The organism is Frankia alni ACN14a, assembly GCF_000058485.1.
GTDB classification, from domain to species: domain Bacteria; phylum Actinomycetota; class Actinomycetes; order Frankiales; family Frankiaceae; genus Frankia; species Frankia alni.
In genome coordinates this window covers 2,439,488-2,461,215 of sequence record NC_008278.1, presented here as the reverse complement: position 1 = coordinate 2,461,215, position 21,728 = coordinate 2,439,488, and the positions used below count along the sequence as shown (strand labels likewise).

Annotated in this window: 21 protein-coding genes and 1 other RNA gene; 7 read left to right on the top strand and 15 right to left on the bottom strand. The window is 74.5% G+C overall.

Going from position 1 to position 21,728, the window contains the following annotated elements; genetic code table 11:
- Positions 1 to 7 precede the first annotated feature (7 nt).
- From FRAAL_RS09840 to FRAAL_RS09805, 8 genes are all read right to left on the bottom strand, one after another.
- Entirely contained in the window at positions 8 to 826 is an 819-nt protein-coding gene (locus FRAAL_RS09840) for a lysophospholipid acyltransferase family protein (protein ID WP_011603421.1), read from the bottom strand.
- Positions 823 to 1,626: a (d)CMP kinase gene (cmk, locus tag FRAAL_RS09835; RefSeq protein ID WP_041939089.1), complete on the bottom strand. Its 804-nt coding sequence runs from the start codon at positions 1,624 to 1,626 to the stop codon at positions 823 to 825. Before cmk ends, FRAAL_RS09840 begins: the two co-directional genes overlap by 4 nt.
- Before the next feature lie 255 nt (positions 1,627 to 1,881).
- Positions 1,882 to 2,997, bottom strand: coding sequence for a prephenate dehydrogenase (locus FRAAL_RS09830; RefSeq protein ID WP_011603419.1), 1,116 nt, complete (start codon positions 2,995 to 2,997; stop codon positions 1,882 to 1,884).
- 64 nt (positions 2,998 to 3,061) lie between these two features.
- On the bottom strand, positions 3,062 to 3,826 hold the full coding sequence (locus tag FRAAL_RS09825) for a pseudouridine synthase (protein ID WP_011603418.1): 765 nt from the start codon (positions 3,824 to 3,826) through the stop codon (positions 3,062 to 3,064).
- A gap of 617 nt (positions 3,827 to 4,443) precedes the next feature.
- Entirely contained in the window at positions 4,444 to 5,142 is a 699-nt protein-coding gene (gene scpB / locus FRAAL_RS09820; protein WP_011603417.1) for an SMC-Scp complex subunit ScpB, read from the bottom strand.
- A complete protein-coding gene (locus FRAAL_RS09815) occupies positions 5,139 to 6,083 on the bottom strand; it encodes a segregation and condensation protein A (protein ID WP_011603416.1) in 945 nt (314 codons plus the stop codon). Before FRAAL_RS09815 ends, scpB begins: the two co-directional genes overlap by 4 nt.
- A gap of 42 nt (positions 6,084 to 6,125) precedes the next feature.
- A complete protein-coding gene (locus tag FRAAL_RS09810) occupies positions 6,126 to 6,815 on the bottom strand; it encodes a M50 family metallopeptidase (protein ID WP_011603415.1) in 690 nt (229 codons plus the stop codon).
- A gap of 39 nt (positions 6,816 to 6,854) precedes the next feature.
- Entirely contained in the window at positions 6,855 to 7,844 is a 990-nt protein-coding gene (locus FRAAL_RS09805) for a ParA family protein (protein ID WP_041939088.1), read from the bottom strand.
- A 393-nt stretch (positions 7,845 to 8,237) separates the two neighbouring features.
- Here FRAAL_RS09805 and FRAAL_RS09800 point away from each other — a divergent pair, with 393 nt between their 5' ends.
- Both FRAAL_RS09800 and FRAAL_RS09795 read left to right on the top strand, forming a co-directional pair.
- Positions 8,238 to 9,326, top strand: coding sequence for an S-(hydroxymethyl)mycothiol dehydrogenase (locus tag FRAAL_RS09800; protein ID WP_041939087.1), 1,089 nt, complete (start codon positions 8,238 to 8,240; stop codon positions 9,324 to 9,326).
- Positions 9,327 to 9,655: 329 nt separating this feature from the next.
- Positions 9,656 to 10,306 (top strand): MBL fold metallo-hydrolase, encoded by a 651-nt coding sequence (locus tag FRAAL_RS09795; RefSeq protein ID WP_041939086.1) that lies wholly within the window; start codon positions 9,656 to 9,658, stop codon positions 10,304 to 10,306.
- A gap of 7 nt (positions 10,307 to 10,313) precedes the next feature.
- On the opposite strand, the gene FRAAL_RS09790 is transcribed toward FRAAL_RS09795, so the two are convergent.
- From FRAAL_RS09790 to FRAAL_RS09775, 3 genes are all read right to left on the bottom strand, one after another.
- Positions 10,314 to 10,619: a GlsB/YeaQ/YmgE family stress response membrane protein gene (locus FRAAL_RS09790; protein WP_011603409.1), complete on the bottom strand. Its 306-nt coding sequence runs from the start codon at positions 10,617 to 10,619 to the stop codon at positions 10,314 to 10,316.
- A 127-nt stretch (positions 10,620 to 10,746) separates the two neighbouring features.
- Positions 10,747 to 14,385 (bottom strand): serine/threonine-protein kinase, encoded by a 3,639-nt coding sequence (locus FRAAL_RS30315; RefSeq protein WP_157892027.1) that lies wholly within the window; start codon positions 14,383 to 14,385, stop codon positions 10,747 to 10,749.
- A 2,019-nt stretch (positions 14,386 to 16,404) separates the two neighbouring features.
- Positions 16,405 to 16,950 carry a lipopolysaccharide assembly protein LapA domain-containing protein gene (locus tag FRAAL_RS09775; protein ID WP_050997349.1) on the bottom strand — a complete coding sequence of 182 codons (546 nt, stop codon included), beginning with the start codon at positions 16,948 to 16,950 and terminating at the stop codon, positions 16,405 to 16,407.
- 111 nt (positions 16,951 to 17,061) lie between these two features.
- On the opposite strand from FRAAL_RS09775, the gene rnpB reads away from it, so the two are divergent.
- An RNA gene (gene rnpB / locus FRAAL_RS30875) (RNase P RNA component class A) lies at positions 17,062 to 17,476 on the top strand.
- Positions 17,477 to 17,656: 180 nt separating this feature from the next.
- Positions 17,657 to 17,926 (top strand): hypothetical protein, encoded by a 270-nt coding sequence (locus tag FRAAL_RS09770; protein ID WP_011603403.1) that lies wholly within the window; start codon positions 17,657 to 17,659, stop codon positions 17,924 to 17,926.
- Positions 17,927 to 18,063: 137 nt separating this feature from the next.
- Here the strand turns inward: FRAAL_RS09770 and FRAAL_RS09765 are convergent, their stop codons facing one another.
- Positions 18,064 to 18,321, bottom strand: coding sequence for a hypothetical protein (locus FRAAL_RS09765; protein WP_041939085.1), 258 nt, complete (start codon positions 18,319 to 18,321; stop codon positions 18,064 to 18,066).
- A gap of 151 nt (positions 18,322 to 18,472) precedes the next feature.
- Between FRAAL_RS09765 and FRAAL_RS09760 the strand changes: the two genes are divergently transcribed.
- Together FRAAL_RS09760 and FRAAL_RS30310 are read left to right on the top strand one after the other, a co-directional pair.
- Complete coding sequence (locus tag FRAAL_RS09760; protein ID WP_041939084.1) at positions 18,473 to 18,745, top strand: hypothetical protein; 273 nt, start codon at positions 18,473 to 18,475, stop codon at positions 18,743 to 18,745.
- 279 nt (positions 18,746 to 19,024) lie between these two features.
- Positions 19,025 to 20,692: a serine/threonine-protein kinase gene (locus FRAAL_RS30310; protein ID WP_050997058.1), complete on the top strand. Its 1,668-nt coding sequence runs from the start codon at positions 19,025 to 19,027 to the stop codon at positions 20,690 to 20,692.
- On the opposite strand, the gene FRAAL_RS31520 is transcribed toward FRAAL_RS30310, so the two are convergent.
- Genes FRAAL_RS31520 through FRAAL_RS31515 form a run of 3 tightly spaced genes read right to left on the bottom strand, consistent with a single transcriptional unit; the run spans position 20,689 to position 21,199 of the window.
- The gene (locus tag FRAAL_RS31520) at positions 20,689 to 20,829 is read right to left on the bottom strand and encodes a LuxR C-terminal-related transcriptional regulator (RefSeq protein WP_011603399.1); all 141 of its coding nucleotides are present in this window, start codon (positions 20,827 to 20,829) and stop codon (positions 20,689 to 20,691) included. The genes FRAAL_RS30310 and FRAAL_RS31520 overlap by 4 nt on opposite strands.
- A complete protein-coding gene (locus tag FRAAL_RS35535; protein WP_256804824.1) occupies positions 20,817 to 20,945 on the bottom strand; it encodes a helix-turn-helix domain-containing protein in 129 nt (42 codons plus the stop codon). The genes FRAAL_RS31520 and FRAAL_RS35535 overlap by 13 nt, the downstream gene beginning before the upstream one ends.
- Positions 20,942 to 21,199, bottom strand: a complete 258-nt coding sequence (locus FRAAL_RS31515; protein ID WP_011603398.1) for a sensor histidine kinase — start codon at positions 21,197 to 21,199, stop codon at positions 20,942 to 20,944. Before FRAAL_RS31515 ends, FRAAL_RS35535 begins: the two co-directional genes overlap by 4 nt.
- On the opposite strand from FRAAL_RS31515, the gene FRAAL_RS34745 reads away from it, so the two are divergent.
- Complete coding sequence (locus tag FRAAL_RS34745; RefSeq protein WP_231861596.1) at positions 21,165 to 21,617, top strand: DUF2306 domain-containing protein; 453 nt, start codon at positions 21,165 to 21,167, stop codon at positions 21,615 to 21,617. The two genes, FRAAL_RS31515 and FRAAL_RS34745, sit on opposite strands and share 35 nt — an antisense overlap.
- Positions 21,618 to 21,728: the final 111 nt, after the last annotated feature.

Below are 21,728 nucleotides of genomic sequence, written 5' to 3'. Positions count from 1 at the left end.
ACGATGATCACGCGGCGGATGCGCCCGGGGAGGCGCGGGCGGTCTCGAGATGATCGAGCAACCGCACCCGGATGTCCTCGGCGACGGCGGCGAGCGCCCGGCGCGAGCGCGGGTTCGCCGGCACGTCGACCTCGAACGGCTTACCGAAGACCACCCTGACCTGCACCGAGCGGCGCGGCCAGCGCGCGCCCTTGGGCAGGGCGTCGCCGGTGTTGATACAGGCTACGGGGAGCACCCGGCAGCGGCCGTGGACGGCGAGGTAGGCGATGCCGTGCTGGACCGCGGCCATCTCCCCGCTGCCCCGGGTGCCCTCCGGGAAGACGCCGATCGCGCCGCCGCGGGACAGCTCGTCGAGCGCGGTGTGCAGCGCCTCGCGGTCGGGGCGGCCCCGGTCGATCGGGATCTGCCCGCTGATCAGCAGCAGGCGGCCGACGATCCGGGTGTACATCTCCGACTTGACCAGGCAGCGCACGGTGCGCGGCGACTCGATGACCACCAGCGGGCCGTCCAGCCAGCTGCTGTGGTTGCCGGCGAAGATCAGCGGCTCGTCCCGGGGGACGTGTTCGAGTCCCTCCAGGGTCACCCGCATGATCAGCCGGTTGATGACCTGCCGCACGCCGGGCTTGAGCACGCGGTGCGGCAGGTCGTTGTAGACCGGCGAGGCGGCGCCCCGGTGCAGCAGCCCCGTCCCGGAGGCCGGCCGCGTGGACTCGGGGGTCGGCCGGGTGGACTCGGGCGCCGGCCGAACGGTCTCGGGCGCCGGCAGGATGGCCTCGGGGGTCGGCCGGGTGGTCGTGTCGTCCGCGGCCTGGTCGGGGCCCGTCACGTCGCCACGTTCGACGACTGCCCGCAGCGCTTGAGGACCTCGTCGACCACCTCGGGGACGGACAGGGCCGTCGAGTCCAGCACGATCGCCCCCTCGGGGACGGCCAGCGGGTCGGCGGCGCGGCTCGAGTCGAGCGCGTCGCGGCGGTCCAGCTCGGCCAGCGTCCGCGCGACGTCGTCGACGCCCTTCTCGCCGAGCTGACGCGACCGGCGCAGCGCCCGCACCTCCGTCGACGCGGTGAGGAACACCTTGATCTGGGCGTCCGGCGCAACGACGGAACCGATGTCGCGGCCCTCGACGACGATGCCCCCGGGCCGGGTGGCGGCGATCACCTGGCGCTGCTGGGCGACGAGGCGCGCCCGCACCGCGGGCACCGCGGCGATGGCGCTGACCGCGTTGGTGACCGCCCTGGTGCGGATCTCGGCGTCGACGCCGACCCCGTCGACGGCGATCGACGGCTCGTCCGGGTCGGTGCCGACGGAGAGCACGGCCCGCTCGGCGAGCTCCGCGACCGCCTGCGGATCCTCGATGTCGATGCGCCGCTCCAGCGCGAGCTGGGTGACGGCGCGGTACATCGCCCCGGTGTCGAGATAGCGCAGCCCGAGGCGCCGCGCGAGCTCGCGGGCCACCGTGCTCTTTCCCGATCCGCCGGGACCGTCGACCGCCACGATCAGCCCCTCGACCGGGCCGTCGGCAAGCGCGGACGCGCCTGCCTCGGACCCGAGCGGCGCGGACGTTCCCTTCACCCCGTCGGCGGCGCTCCCGCCCGCCGACAGCGCAGACCCGTGCTCGGGCTTCACCCGATTCCTCCGTCCCGGACACCTGAGAATCGTCGGGTCGCGCCCCGCGGACCCCTTACCGCGCCGCGTCCGCCCCGACCCTCGCCCACCGCGAGGGCGGTGGCCGGCCCGCCGGCCACGATCACCGGACGATGACCGTCGGACGACTCCCGGCACGCGAACCGGGCCGAAGGGCGGGCCGGTGGCGTCAACCCGTCGGTCGCGCCGCGGCGGGGACCGTCGCGGGCAACCCGGATCAGGCTACTCGGTACCGCATCAGGATCGTCGGTATGCCGTCCATCCGGTGGCTGTGAGCCGGTCGACGAGACTGTCCGCGACCGCCGGATCGACGGCGAGTTCGACGATGCCGGCCGGTGCGTCCAGGCTGTGCTCGAACGGACCGACGTCCTCGATGTTGACGTCCCACCTGCTGATGAGGCCGACGATCGCGGCGAGCTGCCCGGGCCGGTCGTCGAGCACCACGCCGACCCAGCCCCACGACCGCGCCGTGGCGCCGGCCTTACGCGGCAGCAGCGCGCGCCCCGCGTGCCCGTCCCGCATGAGCCGGGTGACCGCCGTGGTGACATCGTCGGCACCGGCGGCGTCGAGGACGTCGGCCAGGGCCGTCAGCCGGGAGCCGAGGTCGCGCACCCGCCGGGCGATCGGCCCCCGGTTGCCCTCGACGATCCCCGCCCACAGCTCGGCGTCGCTGTCGGCGAGCCGGGTGGTGTCCCGGAACCCCTGCCCGGCCAGCGGCACCTCCCCCGGCGCGAGCCCCACCAGCACCCCGGCGAGCGCGCTGGCGACGAGCTGGGGCACGTGCGAGACGGTCGCCATCGCCTCGTCGTGGCGCTGCGGGGTGGTCCGCACGGGAGTGGCGCCGCAGGCCAGGGCCAACGCCACGGTGGCGTGCAGGGCCGCGGCGCCGGTGTGCGGGACCGGGCAGACCGCCCACACCCGCTCGGCGAACAGGTCCGCACGCGCCGAGACCGCGCCGTGGCGCTCCCGCCCGGCGATGGGATGCGCCGGGCACCAGGTCGACAGGTCGCAGCCGAGCTGGACGCCCTCGACCAGCGGACGGACCTTGACACTGCCGGCGTCGCTGACCGTGTCGGCCAGCCCGGCGCGGGCCAGGGCCCTGACCTCGGCGGGAATCGTCGGCAGCGGGGTGGCGACGACGGCGTGCTCCACCCGCTCCCCCGCCGCCCAGGGCTGCCCCGCGCCCATCTTCGCGGCGATCGCGACCTGCGCCTCGTCGGCGTCGCGGAGCAGGACCTCCACGCCCTGCGCGGACAGCGCCAGCCCGATGCTGGCGCCGATGAGCCCCGTCCCGACCACACCGACCCGGCGCAGCCGCGGCAACTGGGCGTCGTCCCAGCCCGATCCGACCATGACCCACAGCCTATGGCCACATCCGTCGCCCCACGGCAGGCGGCCGGACGGACGCAGCCTCGGCCTAGAGCCCGACGTTGCGGTAGAGGGCGCCGACCTCGCCGCGGGTGAGGTGGCGGGCCCGCCCGGAGCGCAGGGTGCCGAGATGCACCGCGCCGAGCCGGGTGCGGACCAGCCGGTGCACCGGATACCCGACGGTCTCCATCATCCGGCGGACGATGCGGTTGCGTCCCTCGTGGATGACGATCTCCAGCATCACCCGGCCGTTCGCCTGATCGACGAGCTGCACCGAGTCCGCCCGGGCCGGACCGTCCTCGAGCTCGACGCCGGTGCGCAGCGTGCGCGGCACCTCGCGGCGCAGCGGCCCGGAGACCTCGACCAGGTAGGTCTTCGGCACCTCGAAGGACGGATGGGTCAGCCGGTGGGCGAGCTCGCCGTCGTTGGTGACCAGCAGCAGCCCCTCGCTGTCACCGTCGAGGCGACCCACGTGGAACAGCCCGCCACCGCCGTCGAACTCGGTGAGCAGGTCGGCGATGGTGGGCCGGCCGCGGTCGTCGGACATGGCCGACAGCACCCCGCGAGGCTTGTTCAGCGCCAGGTGGACCAGGCCGGTACGGGTGACGATCCGGTCGCCGTCGACCTCGATGATCGCCGTCTCCGGGTTGACCCGGCGGCCCTGTTCGCGCACGACGACACCGTCCACGCTGACCCGGCCCTCGGCGATGAGCTCCTCGCCGCGCCGACGGGAGCCGATGCCGGCCGAGGCGAGCACCTTCTGCAGCCGGATGCCCTCGTCCGCGGCGGACGCCGGGTCCCGCGGCGGACGCACTGGACGCTCCGGGCGGTCCGATCGCGCGTCCGGAGCCGGCCGCGCCTCCCCGCCGGGTCGGCCCTCCCCACGGACGGGCCGGGCCTCCCCACGTGCCGGACGACCCTCCCCACGCACGGGACGACCCTCCCCACGCACGGGACGACCCTCCCCACGGACCGGACGGGCCTCCCCACGCACGGGTCGACCCTCCCCACGGACCGGACGGCCTTCCCCTCGAACGGGGCGAGCCTCCCCACGGTCCTCGCCACGGGCGGGACGGCCCTCGCCACGAGCCGGGCGAGCCTCCCAGGTCGATCGAGCATCCCCGCGGGCGGGACGGCCCTCGCCACGAGCCGGCCGAGCGTCCCCACGGACCGGACGGCCCTCCCCGGGTGCGGGGCGGCCCTCGCCACGGACCGGACGAGCTTCCCAGCTCGGCCGAGCATCCCCGCGGGCAGGGCGGACCTCCCCGCGGGCAGGACGGACTTCCCCGCGGGCGGGCCGGGCCTCGCGGGAGGGGCGGGCTTCCCCTCGGGCGGGGCGGGCCTCCCGGGTGGGGCGGCCGTCCGCGGGTGGGCGGCCGTCCCGGCGGGCGCGGGCGTCGCGCGGCGCGCGGGGGCGGTCAGCAGCAGCGTTCATGGGGCAACGATGTCATCCAGATCGTCGAGTCCGGGCAGCAGGGGGGCCAGGGGCGGCAGCTCGTCGAGCCCGCGCAGGCCCATCCGTTCCAGGAAGTAGTCAGTCGTTCCATACAGGATGGCACCGGTTTCGGGATCGTGCCCGATCTCCTCGACGAGCCGGCGGGCGGTCAGGGTGCGGATCACGCCGTCCGCGGAGACGCCACGCACTGCGGCGATCCGCCCGCGGCTGACGGGCTGCTGGTAGGCGACGACGGCGAGGGTCTCCAGCGCCGCCTGGGACAGCCGGGCGGACTGCCCGGCGAGCACGAAGCCCTCCACCCAGGGGGCACACTCGTCGGCGGTGTAGAACCGCCAGCCGGCGCCGACGTGGCGCAGCCGGAAACCTCGGCCGTCGCGGACGTAGTTCTCGGCGAGGTCGGGAAGCAGTCGCTCGATCTCGCGGGCCGAGGCGCCGAGCCCGGTGGCGAGCTCCGCGACGCCGACCGGCCGCTCCGCGACCATGAGCACCGCCTCCAGCAGCGCCGCCAGCGGCGGTCGGTCCGCCTCGACGCCCCGCGGCGGTCGTGCCCCACCCGCGGCGGCCCCGGCCGCGGTCTCTCCCGCCCCGGCGGCCCCGGCCGCGGTCTCCCCCGGCGCTTGCGGCGGTGCGTCCGGCGCCTCGCCACCTGCACCGGCGTCCGGCTGTTCGCTCACGATGCCGCCTCCCGCGGTTCGTCGTCGGCCGAATCCTCGCCGTACAACCCCCGGCCGACGGAGAGCAGGTCGCCGTCCGCGGCCGGGTCGACGGCGATCCAGCGCACCGTCAGCTCCCCGAGGGGGATCTCCTGGTCAAAGGAGATCCGGCCTTCGCGGAACAGCTCCAGCAGGGCGAGGAAGCGCGCGACCACCTCGATCGTCTGCTGGCAGCCCGCGCACAGGGTGCGAAAGTCCGCGGCGCCGAGCTCCCGCAGCGCCATGATGATGGCGAGCATGTGCTCGCGGACGCTGATCCGGGGCAGGTGCACGTGGTCGGTGGCGACCAGCGGCGGCAGGGGTGGCTCGCGCAGCTTCGCGGCCAGTGCCGCGAGCTCGGTGGGGCCGATGCCGATCTGCACCTCGGGCAGGGCCGCGGCGTAGCGGGGCTCCAGCGGCACGGCGCGGGGCACGTGCCGGGCCTCCAGGGCCATCAGCCCGGCGAACAGCGCCGAGGCCTCCTTGTACGCCCGGTACTGCAGCAGCCGGGCGAACAGCAGGTCGCGGGCCTCGAGCAGGGCGAGGTCCTCGGACTCGTCCTCGGACAGCGCGCCGGGCAGCAGCCGGGCGGCCTTGAGGTCGAGCAGGGTCGCGGCGATCACGAGGAACTCGGTGGCCTGACCGAGGTCGAACCGGTCCCCCAGCCGGCGGATGTGCGCGACGAACTCGTCGGTGACCTGGGACAGCGCAACCTCGGTCACGTCGAGGCGGTGCTTGGCGATCAGCGAGAGCAGCAGGTCGAACGGGCCGGTGAAGTTGGCGAGCTCGACGACGAAGGGCGTGGTCCGCCCGCCGCGGGCGGTCGGCGTCGCCGGCTCGCCGGCACCGGCCGCGCCACCGCCGGCCGCGCCGGTGCCAGCTGCACCGGCGTCGGCATCGGCATCGGCTCGGGACCCGTTCATGACGTCACGTTACGCCCAGGTCGGCCGGCGATGATCTCGGCGTCAGGCCAGGTTGAGGCCGATCAGGGAGGCGAGCCCGCGCAGCAGCGGGCCGATGAGCTGGCCGACGACCGAGGGGAACCCGACGAACAACACCGGCAGCAACAGCAGCGCCAGCAGGATCACCAGGCCGATGTTGCCGTCGGTGAGCCGATGATGGGCGCTGCGCCAGCCCGACGACGTCCCACCGAGCAGGAACACGAGGCGCCCGCCGTCCGTCGGCGGGACCGGGATGAGGCTGACGATGAACATCGAACCGAAGGTGATCGCCAGCCACAGGGTGAGCTCGGCGGCGAAGCTGTCCGGCACGGTCACCTCGGTCACCCGGTCGCCGAGGTAGATCCGAGCCGGGTCGCCGACCACCTGGAACAGCGCGAGCGAGCCGAGCGCCAGCAGCAGGTAGGCCAGCGGGCCGGCGAGCACCGCGGCCGCGACGTGGAAGCGCCGCCGCCGCCACACGTCGTTCATCGGCACCGACTCGGCCCAGCCGTGGCCGACGATGAACACGGCGAGCCCACTGAAGGGGCTCAGCCGGTCCTTGACGCCGGTGGTGAGCCGGCCGCTGCGCAGCGGAGTCGGGTCCCGGACGACCCGCGCGGTGAGGACCTGGGCGGCGTCGTGCGCGAACACCCCGATCAGGAACGCGACGACGATCCCGAGCAGCGCCGCCGGCTCGGCGAGATGGAAGAGCACGTTGCTACCTTTTCGCCCCGATCATGCAAAAGCCCGGATTCAGCCGACGAGCGGCGGCGTGTTGTGCCGGACCATCAGCTCGCGGGCCAGCCGCCGGTAGCCGGCGGCGCCGACCGAGGTGGGCGCGTAGGTCGTGATCGGCTCGCCGGCCACGGTCGTCTCCGGGAAGCGGACCGTGCGGTTGATCACCGTGTGGAACACCTCGTCGGGGAACCGCTCCACGACCCGGGCCAGCACCTCGCGGGCGTGCAGCGTGCGGGCGTCGTACATGGTGGCGAGGATGCCGGCGAGCTCGAGGCGCGAGTTGAGCCGCTCGCGCACCTTGTCGATCGTCTGCAGCAGCAGCGCGACGCCGCGCAGCGCGAAGTACTCGCATTCCAGCGGGACGATGACGGCGTCCGCCGCGGTCAGCGCGTTCACGGTCAGCAGACCGAGCGAGGGCTGGCAGTCGACGAGGATCACGTCGTAGTCGTCGAGGATGGGAGCGAGCGCGCGGGCGAGGCTGTGCTCGCGGCCCACCTCGGTGACCAGCAGCACCTCGGCGGCGGACAGGTCGATGTTGCTCGGCAGCAGATCGAGGTTGTCGACCTGGGTCTCGACGATGACGTCGCGGACGTCGGAGTCCCCGCCGAGCAGCAGGTCGTGCACGGTCAGGTCGAACTGCATCGGGTTGATGCCGAGGCCGACCGACAGCGCGCCCTGCGGGTCGAAGTCGACCAGCAGCACGCGGCGGCCGTACTCGGCGAGGGCGGCGCCGAGGTTGATCGTGCTGGTGGTCTTGCCGACGCCGCCCTTCTGGTTGCACATGGCCACGATCCAGGCGGGACCGTGGGCGGTCAGCGGGGCGGGGACGGGGAACGACGGCAGCGGCCGGCCGGTGGGGCCGGGCTGCCCCACCCCCTCGTCGACGCTCTCGCCGCCGGCTTCGAGCCGCCCGTCCTCGGACAACCGGGGGTCACCGACGGTCACCTCACCGTAGGTGCGGCGTTTCGGGGAATCGACGGAGGGAGCGTCGGCAAATCGGACCACGGAGGGGTTGCTCCTTCTACAAAGAGCAGAAACGGACCGGTAGGAGCGTACCGACACTCACCCGTTCCCGGCGGCGCTGGGTGGCCGTAAAGCGGCGTGTCGCGCCATCGGGGGCGGTGCGCGTTGGACGGGTCACGCTCGCAGGGGTACGAAATCATGCACCAGGGGTCACCGATGGGGTTCGGTCAGGCTTGCACCGCTTCGGAGGCGGCCCGCGCGCAGGCCCGCCGGTTCGGTGGTCTTGCCGGTCGCGCCGTGATGTGGGTCGCGCCGTGATGTGGGTCCGTGGCGATGTGGGTCCGTGGCGATGTGGGTCCCGTGGTGATGTGCGCCGGGTGGCGATCCCGGTGTGGTGGCGATGAGGCGTTTTTTCGAGTGAAGGGAGCTCTTCCTATGGGCGCACAGACGGTGGAAGCGGTGGTGGCCCGGTACAAGGGCGCGCCGGTCGGTCTGGAGCGGATCATCGTCCCGGACCCGGGGCCGGGCGAGGCCCGCGTGCGGGTGCGTGCGTGCGGCGTGTGCCACACCGATCTGCACTACCGCGAGGGCGCGATCAACGACGACTATCCGTTTCTGCTCGGCCACGAGGCGGCCGGAACGGTCGAGTCGGTCGGCGAGGGCGTGACGGAAGTCGCCCCCGGCGACTACGTGGTGCTGGCCTGGCGGGCGCCGTGCGGCACCTGTCGGGCCTGCCGACGCGGGATGGCCTGGTACTGCTTCGACTCCCGCAACGCCGCTCAGCCGATGACGCTCGAGGACGGCACGCCGCTGGCGCCGGCGCTGGGCATCGGGGCGTTCACCCCGCTCACCCTGGTCGCCGCCGGCCAGTGCGTGCCCGTGGACCCGGCGGCGCGACCGGAGGCGGCCGGCCTGATCGGCTGCGGGGTGATGGCCGGCTTCGGCGCGGCGGTGAACACCGGGCGGGTCACCCGCGGGGAGACGGTGGCGGTCATCGGCTGCGGGGGTGTCGGGAACGCGGCGATCGCCGGCGCCGCCATCGCGGGCGCCCGCACGATCATCGCGGTGGACGTCGACGAGCGCAAGCTGACCTGGGCCCGCCACTTCGGAGCCACCGACACCGTGGACGCCCGCTCGGCCGACCCCGTGCAGGCGGTGCGCGCGCTCACCGACGGCTTCGGCGCCGACGTCGTCATCGAGGCGGTGGGCCGGCCCGAGACGTACCGGCAGGCGTTCGACGCCCGTGACCTGGCCGGGCGGCTGGTCCTGGTGGGGGTGCCGGACCCGACGATGACCGTGGAGCTGCCGCTCGCGGAGGTCTTCGGCCGCGGCGGCCACCTGTCGTCGTCCTGGTACGGCGACTGCCTGCCGAGCCGCGACTTCCCGATCCTCATCGACCTGTACCGCCGGGGCCGCCTCGACCTCGACGCCTTCGTCACCGAGACGGTCGGGATCGGCGACGTGGAGGAGGCGTTCACCCGGATGCGCCGCGGCGACGTGCTGCGCAGCGTCGTCGTCCTCTGACCACGACGGCGCCGTCCGACACCGGCGGCACCGTCTGATCAGGCGTCCGCCGACCGGTGCCGCGTCCCCCGGGCGCGCCGCGTCCGGGGGACGCCCGCGGCCGCGGGTGCCCCCGCGAGCGGGACCGCCGCCGCTCCGCCGAGGGTGGCGGCGGGGGGGCGCCGTCCGCCGCGCTACCGCACGGGTGGCGGGGCGGTTCGAATCCCGCAGGCGCCCGATACGGTCGACGCGTCGGGGATCGCCGCCGGCCGGCGGCCCCCGGCGCACGGCGGGCGGACCATCCGGGTTTCCGACCCGATCGGGAATTCGGGAACAGAGGAGCGGGCGCCATGACCGGCAATGCGGGACTTCGGGTGGACCGCGTGATCACCCGCGGCGACTTCACCCTGGACGGCCAGACGTTCACCGTCGACAACAACGTCTGGCTCGTCGGCAACGACCAGGAGGTCCTGGTCATCGACGCGGCGCACGACCCATCGGTGATCGCGGCGGCGGTCGGCGCCCGCGTCGTGACCTCCATCATCGCCACCCACGGCCACAACGACCACATCAACGCGGCGGCGGAGCTCGCCGACCTGGTGCGCGCGCCGATCGCGTTGCACCCGGCCGACGTGATGCTGTGGCGGACGATCTACCCGCACCGCGCTCCCGACCGCTCGCTCGCCGACGGACAGCTCGTCGCGCTGCCCGGCGGCGGATCGCTGCGGGTGCTGCACACCCCGGGTCACTCCCCCGGCGGGATCTGCCTGTTCGGCGAGCTGACCGGCGAACCGGTGCTGTTCAGCGGGGACACGCTGTTCCGGGGCGGTCCGGGGGCCACCGGGCGGTCCTACTCGGACTTCCCGACGATCCTCGCCTCGATCCGCACGAAGCTGCTCATCCTGCCGGCGAACACCGTCGTGCACACCGGCCACGGCGACGACACGACCATCGGCGAGGAGGGCGTCGACTACGACGACTGGGTGCGCCGGGGCCGCTGACGGCCGGTCACAGCCGTCCCGCCGTGTGCCGCTGACGGCGATCACCACCGTGGGTGTGCCGCGTCGCCCACATCGGCGCGACGACGGCGATCAGCGCGACCGCGACACCGACCTGCAGAACGTGCCGGATCCAGTCGACGCCGCCGGTATGGCGCACCCCGATCGCGCTGGCGATCACGTTGCCGACCAGTGCGCCCACGATGCCGAGGACGACCGTCAGCCAGATCGGAATGTCCTGCCTACCCCGGAGGATCAGCCGGGCCAGCAGGCCGATCACCAGGCCGGCAAGAACGATCCAGATGATTTGAAACACCGCACACCCCCAATGAAGAGCCTGCCCTGGTTTTCTCCGTCACCACCCGGCCACAAACCCATCCGACACGACCGGACAATGGGAATAAACCGGCCGGTTCACCGTCGAGGCCGGGCCGGAAATGCGGTCAGCGCGGCAGAATCCGGGCGTCGACCGCATGCAGATTGACGGTCTGCAGACCCTGATGCACACCGGGGAGCACATCGACGAGGAAGTATCCGTGTAGCCGGTAGAAGCCCTGCGCGAAGTCGAAACTGGCTCCGCCGCCGGTCAACCCGGCCAGCCGGTAGGTGGTGCCGGTGCAGCCCTGGCCGGGACCGAAGCCCGGCTTCTGCCCACCGCCCGGCGCCGGGCACGACGCGAACAGGGTGAAGTTCGGCAGCGGGTCGCTCCCGAGATCCGGGCCGGGGAAGAAGGCCCGGGCATTGTCCTGGCCCGGTGCGAGGACCTCCAGGAAGACGACGCCGGTGTTGTGAGCGGCGACGAAGTCGCCGAACTGCCGGCCCTGCGCGAGCTGTCCGATCGCCCCGCGGAACGCCGGGACCGCCGACAGGGGCACCATCTGCGCCGCGCTCAGGGCGGTGACGACCGGGGACCCGGCACCCGCGAACGCAGCACCCGGGAACCCGGCGCCCGAGGACCCGGCGCCCGAGGACGGAGCACGCGAGGACGGAGTAGTCGAGGACGCGGCGGCCGGGGACGAGCGCCCGTCGGGCACGGAGGCCGGCCGGCCCGGGCCCGACCGGGATCGCAGGCCCAGCCCGGCGCCGGGGCCGGGAACACCGGAGGGGTTGACCTGGATCACCCGCGGCACCGCGGGTTGCCGGGACGGGGTGTGGTCGGGCTCGTCGGCGGCATGGGCGGCGCCCAGCGCGGCCAGCCCCGCGACCGCCGCGGCCAACGCGGCCAGGGCCGCCGTCCGCCTGGGATAGCGGGCTGCCTGACCAGCCCGGCCGCGCGACTCGCCGGTCCCCCCCGGCCCTTCGGCGATGTCCGGCTCCCCGGCCTCCCGCTCCCCGGCGGCCTCGTGCCCCCCGGCGGCCTCGCGCCCCTCTCGCCCGAGGGCGACCTCGCGCCTCCCGGCGTCGGCCGGCTCTCCCGAGCCGAGCGCGGACGCCTGGCCCACCGGAGTTCCCCGGCCCGTCGCGCCCGGGCTGCCCTGACCATCGCCCGGCGCCGGTCCGACCTGCGGCGCGGCCCACACCTGCTCCGCGGTCCGCCCCGCGGCTCGCGCGCCAGGCCGGGGCCCGACGGGTCCACCGGCACCGCCGGCTCCAGCACCGCCGGCTCCAGCACCGTTCGCCGTCGACCCATCTGCCTGCGCCCCGGCTCCGGCGGACGTCCGAGCCCGCGCAGTCTGTGTCGCCCCGGTCGGGCCGGGCGGGCCCGCCGCATCGGCCGGGCAGGGCGCCGCGGTCGAGGTGCCCTCGCCCGGGCGACCCGCCAAGCCTCGCGCCGGCTCCGCCGCGCCGGGGTGAGCCTGGCCGGCCGCGAGTTCCGGCCCGGCCGACCCCTCCCACCCGGCCGGGCCTCTCCAGACGAACGAACCGTCCGAACCGAGCGGGGCAGGCGCCTGCGCGGGCAGATCGGCCCTGTCCGTCGCCGGCAGGTAACCCACAGCACCCGCGACGGCGCCCGGCGGCGGGGACGCCGCGCCCGCGGGCGTCGGTGGGCTGGACCTTGCCCGGCGCCCCGCGCCCAACCGCGCCAGGCCCGCGCGGGCAGTCCCTCCGGAGCCGGGCCGCTCGTCCGGACCGCCGGGCCTGTCCGGACCGGCGGCACGAGCCACCGGTCCCGATCCCTCCCACGCCTCGGCGCCCATCAGGTTCTCGGCCCCGACACCGCCACTGTGCGCGCCGGCCGGTGCCGGTCCCCCCGACGACGGCTCCCCCGCTTCCGTCGCGCAGCGCGGCAGCATCGGCGCCCTCGGCATCGGCATCGGCATCGGCGCACTCGACATCGGCGCGCTCGACATCGGTGACCCCGGGTCGGCAGGGTTCGGGCCTCGCCCGAGCGCGGCGGCAGCCGGCGGCGCGGCGTCGACCGCCGCCGCCGACCCGTCCGGGACACCGGAACCGGGCACCCGCCGCCAGGGGTCGGCTGCCGCAGCCGCAGCCGCCCGGTCCTCGCCAGGTGAGTCCAGGTCGAGGCCGGTGCCGGCCGCCGCCATCGGATCCCGCTCCGTACGGTCTGCCGGTGCGCCGAGGGGTGCCCAGGGGGTCATCGCGTTGCCCGGCCCGCGGCCGCGGCCCGAGGTCGGCTCGGCGGCCGCGGCCGGATCCTGGTCGCCGTGTGCCGGCGCGGAGCCGTCCACGGCGCGGCCCGCCGCCGCACGCTCGTCGGCGCCGACCCGCCGGCCGATCCCGGCGCGCCGCCCGGCCGGCGAGGCCGAGGTTCCCGGGGTGACCGGCACCGGCGGCCGCGTGATCTCCCCGAAGACGTCGGACCGCGAGGATCCGTCAGGGCGCGCGGAACCGAAGGACTGCACAGAGCCGAAAGACCGTGCCGAAGCGTCAGGCCGCGGGGAGCCGTCCGGCCTGGCGGAAGGGTCGGGTGGTGCGGACGGGACGTCGGGCACCGACGAGCGGGCGTCCAGGGCGGACGGCGAGGGGTCCGGACGTTGCCACGGGCTGTCGGCCGGGGCGGGCGTTCCGGTCGGCCCCGCGAACATGCCCGGCGCCCAGCCACGCAGGCGTCGGGCCGCGCGTGTCGTGGGGCGACTGGGCTCGGGGGCGCGCTGGACCGGAGCGACGAAGCTGACCGAAGGGCGCGGCGAGGGCAGCCCGACCAGCGTCTGGCTGTCGTGGAAGTCGCCGTCGCGCAGCCGGTCACCGGCCCGCGACGACGTCGGCGACGGGGTGAGCGTCGGCACGTGGACGTAGGCCGCGGGGTCGATGGGCGGCGGGTTCCAGGCCTCGCGCAGCAGCCGCCGGGTACCCGTGGCCGGATCGTCGGTGGGCCCGATCAGCCCGCGCAGCAGGTCGTCGGCGCTGGGCCGCCCGGCGGGCTCCTTCACCAGCGCCGCGATCACCGACGGCCGCAGCTCGGCGGGGACGTCACCGGTGTCGGCCTCGCTGTGCACCACCCGGTAGAGCAGGGCGTCGGCGCGGCCGGTGCCGAACGGGGGACGGCCGGTCGCCGCATACAGCACGGTCAGGCCCCAGGCGAAGACGTCGGCCGCGGGACCGACCTCGCCGTGCCCGGTGACCTGCTCGGGCGCCATGTAGCCGGGGCTGCCGAGCAGAACCCCGGTGCGGGTGGCAACCGTGGCGTCGACCGCCGCCGCGATGCCGAAATCGATCACTTTGGGGCCGTCACCGCTGAGGATGACGTTGCCGGGCTTGAGGTCGCGGTGGACGATGCCGGCGCCGTGGATGGCGGTCAGCGCCTCCGCGAGGCCGGCGGCCAGCGCGATGACGACCGGCGTCTCCATCGCGCCCCGGGTGGCGATCGTCTCGGCGAGGCTCTGCCCGGGGATGAGCTCGGTGGCCATCCACGGTTCCTCGGCGTCGGGGTCGGCGTCGACCAGCCGGGCCGTGCAGGCGCCGCCGACCGCCCTGGCCGCCTCGATCTCGCGGCGGAAGCGGGCGCGGAACTCCGGCTCGGCCGCGAAATCCGACCGGATCACCTTCAGCGCGACCAACTGGCCGGTGTCATCGTCGGCGCCGAGGTACACGATGCCCATCCCGCCGGAGCCGAGCCGCGCGGTCAGCGCGAACCGGGCGACCCGCTCGGGGTCACCCGAGCGCAGCGGCCTGGGCGGCACCACGCCCTCCTTACGTCGTTCTTTCCAGCTTCGGCGATCGTCGGCCCACCCGCCGGACGGCTAAGGGGTCGGCCGGCGCCGGCCCACTCCCGGCAGGGCCGAAGGTCCGGTCGCCGGCATCACCCCACCGTGCCCGCGCAACCTGTGGTGCGCATGTGCGCCGGTCGGGCCACGCGTCCCACGCCCTCATCAGACGACTCCGGGGGTCGGGGAAGTTCCGTCACCGGACGTGGGATGACCCGACCTGACACGACTGGGCGTGACCCGACCGGAGGTGCCACGCATCACCGCCGGGCACCGGGATCCCTGACGCCGCCGTTCGCGCAGCTCCGCTCCGCCGTCCCGAGGGCGCGGGCCGGAAGTCCGGCCGCTCACCGCCGTCAAAGCAATGGACAAAGCGCGGCGGCAGGGGGTATTGGGCCCCACTACCTTCGCCGGAAGCGGCGGGAGGTGTGCCCCCGGAGACGGAACGATGCGCTGCGGTGTCACAAATTGGACTGTACCGATGGAACCGCAGCTACCCGGCCATTCGACTCCCCGGACAGCCACCTATCGGTTACCCCAACCGGCCACTTCTCCCGGCGGCCCCCAAGGCCTTCGGCCGAAAACGTCCCCAAACCGCGGCGGAGAAGCCGGTGGCGCCACTCGGAGGCTTCTCCGCCGCGACTTTGATCAGCTTTCGGGGATGTCTCGCCGCACCCTCACGAGAATGACTCGATCAACGAGTTCGACCCGCTCCTCGGAGACGACGGGCGCACTCGGCGACGAGGTGTGACCGGCCTCGCTGCCGACACCGCCGCGCACGATGATCCTTGCATTCCGGCCGGCGGCGGCGACCGGGACGCCCGAACCGGTGATTCCCGCACAGGCGGTCCGACCCAGTCGGCGAATGGCCCTCGTTTCTGCCATGAAACCTCCCAGATCCAAAGTTGTTCGAAACATTACCCGACAACGAGAGAACGACGAGCGCCCACCCGGTCGGCTCCGGTGAATCCGAGGCAACCAGTGATCCACCGGCACCGACCGCGTCCCCGGTTCTCCGCCGGCGCAATGTTCGCTGCCACGCTCGTGCCGACGGTGGAACGCGAGGTCCACGGGGTTCTACGACGCGCCGGACGCCCGTCCCGCACCCGACGTCACATCCCGACCGGGCGCGCCACCGACACCCCCGCGGGAGCCGTTCGACCCCCCGTCCCGGTGTGACGCAGGCGCAGGAGCGTTCACAAGGATCACCCACGAGACGGGCTTGGCCACCCCACCAGAACGCCCCTGGGCTACACCCGCACCCCATCCGCCCTAGCAACGGACATCTCGCGCCGCCGAGGCCGGTGAGCCCTGCTCACCCTGCGCCGATGGCCCGTATGGGTGGTCCGCGCACGGTCCTGCCGCGCGGCCCGGTGCCCGCGGGCCGTCCGTCCTGCCGCGTCGGAGCCGGACGTCCCGGGTCACCCCGGCCGGGGGACGGGGCAGTGGCGGCGCTGCCTCGGCGCGACCGCGTGGGGCGATCGACCGGGGCGGCCATGGACGACGTGACCGCGTGGAAAGTCGCCGAACCGGAGGCCACTCGATGGTCGTGAAGTCGATGGTCGTGAAGATGCGCGTGCCGTCGCCGGAATACGATGCCTCGGCACCTCGGCGGCTCGGCCGCTACCGGTGCGGCCGCGTTTCACCGACGGGCGGAAACGGGTCCTCATCGGGTTCTCCCGCTCCGCCCGGACCCGATTGTTCACCCGCGCGGATGGTCGGGCGGTGGCGAGGGAGGGGACGGCAACCCGTCGGCAGCCGACCGGACGGGAGCCCCGTGCTTGTGTCGCGGCAGGATGAGTGGCTGGTCGAGGTCGGCGACGGCGGCCGGAAAGGCCGGCATCGACCCGTCGTCCCGCGCGCCGGTACCACGGGCCGGCATCGGGGTTCGGGGCGACGGGGATATCCCGGTGCCGAGGATAAGCGGAATACCCGCGCGACGCCCATCGCATCACCGGCCGCCCACGCAGAAGGGCGTTTCCCGGGTTCGGCGTCCTACCGGCCGCGAGCCGCCTTGCGTAGCTGACGCAGCTCGCGGCGCAGCCGGATCTGCGGAATCACCCCGATGAGCAGGCCGATGACGAGCCCCGCGGCGGCCGAGGCGGCAAGCGCCGCGGCAACCGACATCCGCTGGGTGGAGCCGAAAAGCCAGATACTCACCCGGGCGTCGTTCTTGACGACGAACACGACGACGGCAATGGCGATGACCAGGACCAGCACCGTGATCGCGTACGTGGTGTAGGCGACCCCGCGCCGCCGCGGCGGGCCCTCGCCCGGCGCGCCGGGCGCCGGCGGCGTCCCCGGCGCCGCCGGACCACCCGCCGTCCCCGGAACCCCCGGCATCCCCGGAACCCCGGGAACTCCGCCGGGCCCGGTGGGGTAGGCGGCGCCCGCCGGGTAGGGCGCGGGCACCGCACCCGGCGAGGCACCCGGGCCGACCGGTGCCGCGCCCGGCGCCGCAACCGCGGGGCCGCCGGGAGGCGGCGGGCTCGCGGGGCGGGTGTAGTCGATCCTCTTGCCCGGCTGGTCGGATCCCGCCATCGTCGCCCCATCCATCATGATCGCCCGCACGGCCGTGCCCCGCACCGTCCAGTGCCGTCCCCTGTGCCCAGGGATTGTAGGCGGGTGCGTGCCCTATGCTGAAGATGCGGACGAGGTGGCCGGGCGGCCGCGTCGGCACCGGTTCACGCCGGTGCCGCCGAGGAAAGTCCGGGCTCCACAGGGCAGGGCGGTGGGTAACACCCACCCGGGGCGACCCGCGGGACAGTGCCACAGAAAACAGACCGCCGGTGCCGGTGACGGCGCCGGTAAGGGTGAAACGGTGCGGTAAGAGCGCACCAGCGCCCAGGGTGACCTGGGCGGCTCGGTAAACCCCGCCCGGAGCAAGGTCAGAAGGCCCGCGGCCGTAACCGGTCGCGAGCCGCGCAGGCGTTCGAGGGCTGCCCGCCCGAGTCTGCGGGTGGACCGCTGGAGGCTGTCGGCAACGGCAGCCCGAGAGAGATGGCCGCCACCGGCGAGCCGCAAGGCGACCCGGCCACAGGACCCGGCTTACAGGCCACCTCGTCCGCAGCACCCCGCCCGACCTGCGCAGATCGGGGCAGGTCCGGCGTGGCCCGGGGGCCGCGCCACGATCGCAACTCGGACGGAACCGGTTCAGTGCGGTGTGTCGCGGGACAGGTCAGCGAGCCTGTGTACGACTGCCAACAGCGTGCGGGCACGGCGACCATGCATGCCTATCGTACTCATCGTGTCACCCGCCGATGACGATGACCTGATCCGTCGTGCCGACCTGCGGGACCTGGTGGGCATCGCGCAGCTTCAGGCGATGCTCGGCCGGGTACGCGGCGAGCCGGTGTCCCGAACGCGGGCGCAGGTGATCGCCGGCATGAAGGGCTTTCCGGACCCGCTGATCAGCCACCCGTCCGCCGAGGACCCGCAGATGCGGCTGTGGCTGCGCGCCGACGTCGAGGGCTGGTTGGACACGAACCGCCCCGGCTGGCGACGGGACGTGCCGTAGCCGCGGCACCTGCCACCGGCCCGGCGCAGGCCCTGAACCCGGCGCACGTCGCGCCGGACCAGGGCAGACCGACGCGCAGGGACGTTTCCCGCGTCCCGGCCAGGGCATCGATCCACCAGCTCCGGCCGGACTCCCGGCTACGCCGGTGGGAACGGGCGCGGCCCGCGGAAGGTGAGCAGCAGGTTGTCCCGCTGCTGGCCGGCACCGGTGAGGACGGAGCCGGACGGCACGTGGTCCAGCAGGGCCTGCATCACCTCGCCGATGTCAAGGCCTGCGTCCAGGCAGAGCTCGAAGGAATCAGGGGTCCGCATCGAGTGCACGACCACCGAGACCCGGCAGAGATTCTGCATGCCATCGCTCGGCACCGCGACCGCCGAGCCGGACACTTCGATCATGTGGGTCTCTCCCGCGCTCGAGGCCCCGATGGCGACGCGACAGACCGGACGGGGCCATCCTGTTACGTATGTCTGCCGCACGGTAGCGATCCCGTGGACGTGCGTACAGTGCGTGAGCACTGAGACCACACCCATCCCTAGTGTCCACAGCATGCCGCCACCCGAGAGCGACGAGTCGGTCCGCCGCTCCGCGCTGCATGATCTCGTCGACATCGACGAACTACGGACCCTCCTCGGGCGCACCTCGCGGCGGGGCGAACGGGTCGCCCGCAGCTATGCCGACAGCATCAGCAACTCGAAGGGCTTTCCCGACCCGCTGGTCGAGCATCCGCGGCTGCGGCTGTGGCTGCGCGCGGACGTCGAGGAGTGGCTGGACGGGCATCGCCCCGGCTGGCGGGACCCCAGCCCGCGCGCCACCGGCTGATCGCCCGCACGCCGAGCGGGATTCGTCCTCGGCACCGGGCGTCGAACCACGTCCGGCGCCCTGTCAGTCGGACGAAATGTGTGAGGCCCTCCGCATATTCGCCCGACATAGTTGGATTAGGTGGGTGCACTCACGGGGACGTGCACGCCGGATCCGGCAGCGAGCGCACCTCGTTCGCGCCCATCGACAGTGCGACGCGGGCATCGTGGCGATGCCCTGCGCGGGCAGGCCGCGATCCACCAGCTCACCGGTGACGGTGAGTCACGAGCGGAGGGCTCTATGCCGGTGAGGCCGTTGCGCGCCGTCGATCCGCGGGTGGTGGGGCCGTACCGGCTGACCGCGCGCCTGGGTAGCGGCGGCATGGGGATCGTCTACCTCGGCGAGGACGCCGCCGGCCGGCGCAGCGCGGTGAAGGTGCTGCGCGACGAACACGCCGGCGACCAGCTCTTCCTGCGCCGGTTCGCCCGGGAGGTCCGGGCCGCCGCGGCGGTCGACAGCCCCCGGGTGGCGCGGCTGGTGGACGCCGACCCGGAGGCGGAGACTCCGTGGCTCGCAACCGAGTACATCGAGGGCCCGACCCTGACGGCCGAGGTGGGACGCAACGGTCCGCTGTCGGCCGCGGCGCTGCAGACCCTCGCGGTGGAGCTGGCGATGGCCCTGGTCGCCATCCACGGCGCCGGCGTGGTGCATCGCGACCTCAAGCCCGGCAACGTGATGCTGGCCGAGGACGGCGCCAAGGTGATCGACTTCGGGATCGCGGCCGGGGTGCCCGGGACCGTCACCGTCACCGGCGTGGTCCTCGGCAGCGTCGGCTACATGGCGCCCGAACTGCTCACCACGACCGGCACGCCCGGGCCGGCCGCCGACGTCTTCTCCTGGGCCCTGACCCTGGCGTTCGCCGCCAGCGGGCGACCGCCGTTCGGGGAGGGTCCGCTCCAGGCCATGCTCCTGCGGACGTTGCACGACAACGTCCCGGTCGACGGGCTGCCCAACCGGCTCGGGAAGGTCGTCTCCAAGGCCCTCGACAAGAGGCCCGACCGCCGGCCCACCGCCCGCCAGCTCCTCGACCGCCTCCCCGCCGTCCCGCTTCCGCCGGCCGCAGCCCTCAGCCCGGCCACGACGGCGACCGCGGCCACGACGGCCACGACGGCGACCGCGGCGGCTGCGGCTGCGGCTGCGGCTGCGGCTACCAAGGCCGTTCTGCTGCCGTTGGACGCCACGACCGGCCTCGACGGCACGCAGGCGCACCCGTCGCCCGCCGGCGCCAGGTCACCGGTGGACCGCGGCCGCCGGGCCGCCCTCGCCGCCCCCGTCCTCGCCCTGCTTCCCACGCTGCGCCCCGTGCACCGCCGGGGGATCGCCGCGACGGCGACGGTCCTCGCCGCAGCGGGCGCGATCACCGCCGTCCTCGTGGCGGCGCCGGGGGAGACGGCTCGGTCCACCGCCAGCACGCCGCCCTCCCCCACCGGCGCCGCCGCGCGCCCCGCGGCGGTGACCCCCACCCCGGTCCCGCCCGCGGCCAGCTCCGCCGCGCCGAGCCCGGCATCGGTCCTCCTGGTCGGCGCGACAGCCACGCGGCCCCTGCCCCTGTCCACCGGGCCTCGGCCCACCGCAGCCGGAGCGGCCGCCGCACCGGCCGTCGAACCGGCCGTGGCCCGCGTCGTGCCCGCAGTGCGACCGCGGCCCGCCGGCACGCGCCCGAACACCACCCCGCCGCGGGGCCCGTCCGGCCGGGTCGACTCGCCGAGCACCTGCGCCGAGCCCGACGCGCGGCGGCTCCTGCCGTGGCTCGGCGCCGACGGCCGGTGCGTCCCGATCATCTTCGGGCAGCCCGAGCGCGCCACCCGTGAGCAGGCGGGCGACCAGCACGCCAGGACGTCTCGCTCGCAGTGGCCCCGGACCAGCGGGCACGGCGGCGACGGGCACGGCGGCGGCGGACGCGGCTAGTCCGGGTCTGCGGTGGCGACGAAGCCGCTGCGGTAGGCCCACACCACCGCCTGGGTGCGGTCCCGAACGCCGAGCTTGCTCAGCACCCGCTTGAGCTGGGAGCGCACCGTCTCCGCGGACACGGTCAGCTCGGCCACCGCCTCGTCGCCGTGGCCGCCTCACCGGCGACGGTGATGCCCGGCTCGGCGTCCAGCAGCGCCCGCAGACCGCTGCGGACCAGGCCGTCGTCGTCCGCGAGGAACACGGTGATCATGTGATGCCGTCCGGACGGGCGGGCAGCGTGGCCAGGACGCGAAAGCCGCCTCCCACCGGACCGGCGTCGAACGAGCCACCCTCCAGCCGGGCCCGTTTCCGCATGCCGACCAGACCCCGCCCCGCCACCGGCACGACGAACCCGACGCCCTCGTTGACCACCTCGATCCGGACCAGGTCCGCCGCTGGGCCGACTCGGACCCGGATCCGACCCGAGCGGGTGTGCCGCACGGCGTTCGTCAGCGCCTCCTGCACGATCCGGTACGCCGTCCGGCTGCCCGACGGCGACAGCGCGACGGGTTTGGCGCCAGGTCGACCTCCCGCCCCATCGCCCGGATCCGCTCCACGAGCGCCGGCAGGTCGTCCAGGTCAGGCGACCCGGCGACGTCCGACTCGCGCGGAGGCCGAGTGCGTATGGACGATCCGGCGAGGCGACGTCCGCGCGCATCGCCGGTGGGCGATCCGCACCTTCGCACTGACCTACGCCGCGGTGACGCTGCGGCTGTGGATGTTCGTCATGAGCGCCGTGCAGATCGGGGCGGGCACCGACCCGGAGGTCGCCTTCGACCGCGCCTACCACGTGGTCCCGTTCCTCTGCTGGGTCCCCAACCTGCTCGTCGCCCAGTGGCTGCTCACCCGCCCGGACCCGACCCCCACAGCTCGGCCGCGTTGACCTGGCCGTCGCACGACCGGCAGCCCGAGGACGCGCCCGGATGTCTGGAAATCCGGACCGCGATACCGAAGGTCTGGATCCGGCATCCGCACACCACAGCAACGCCACTGC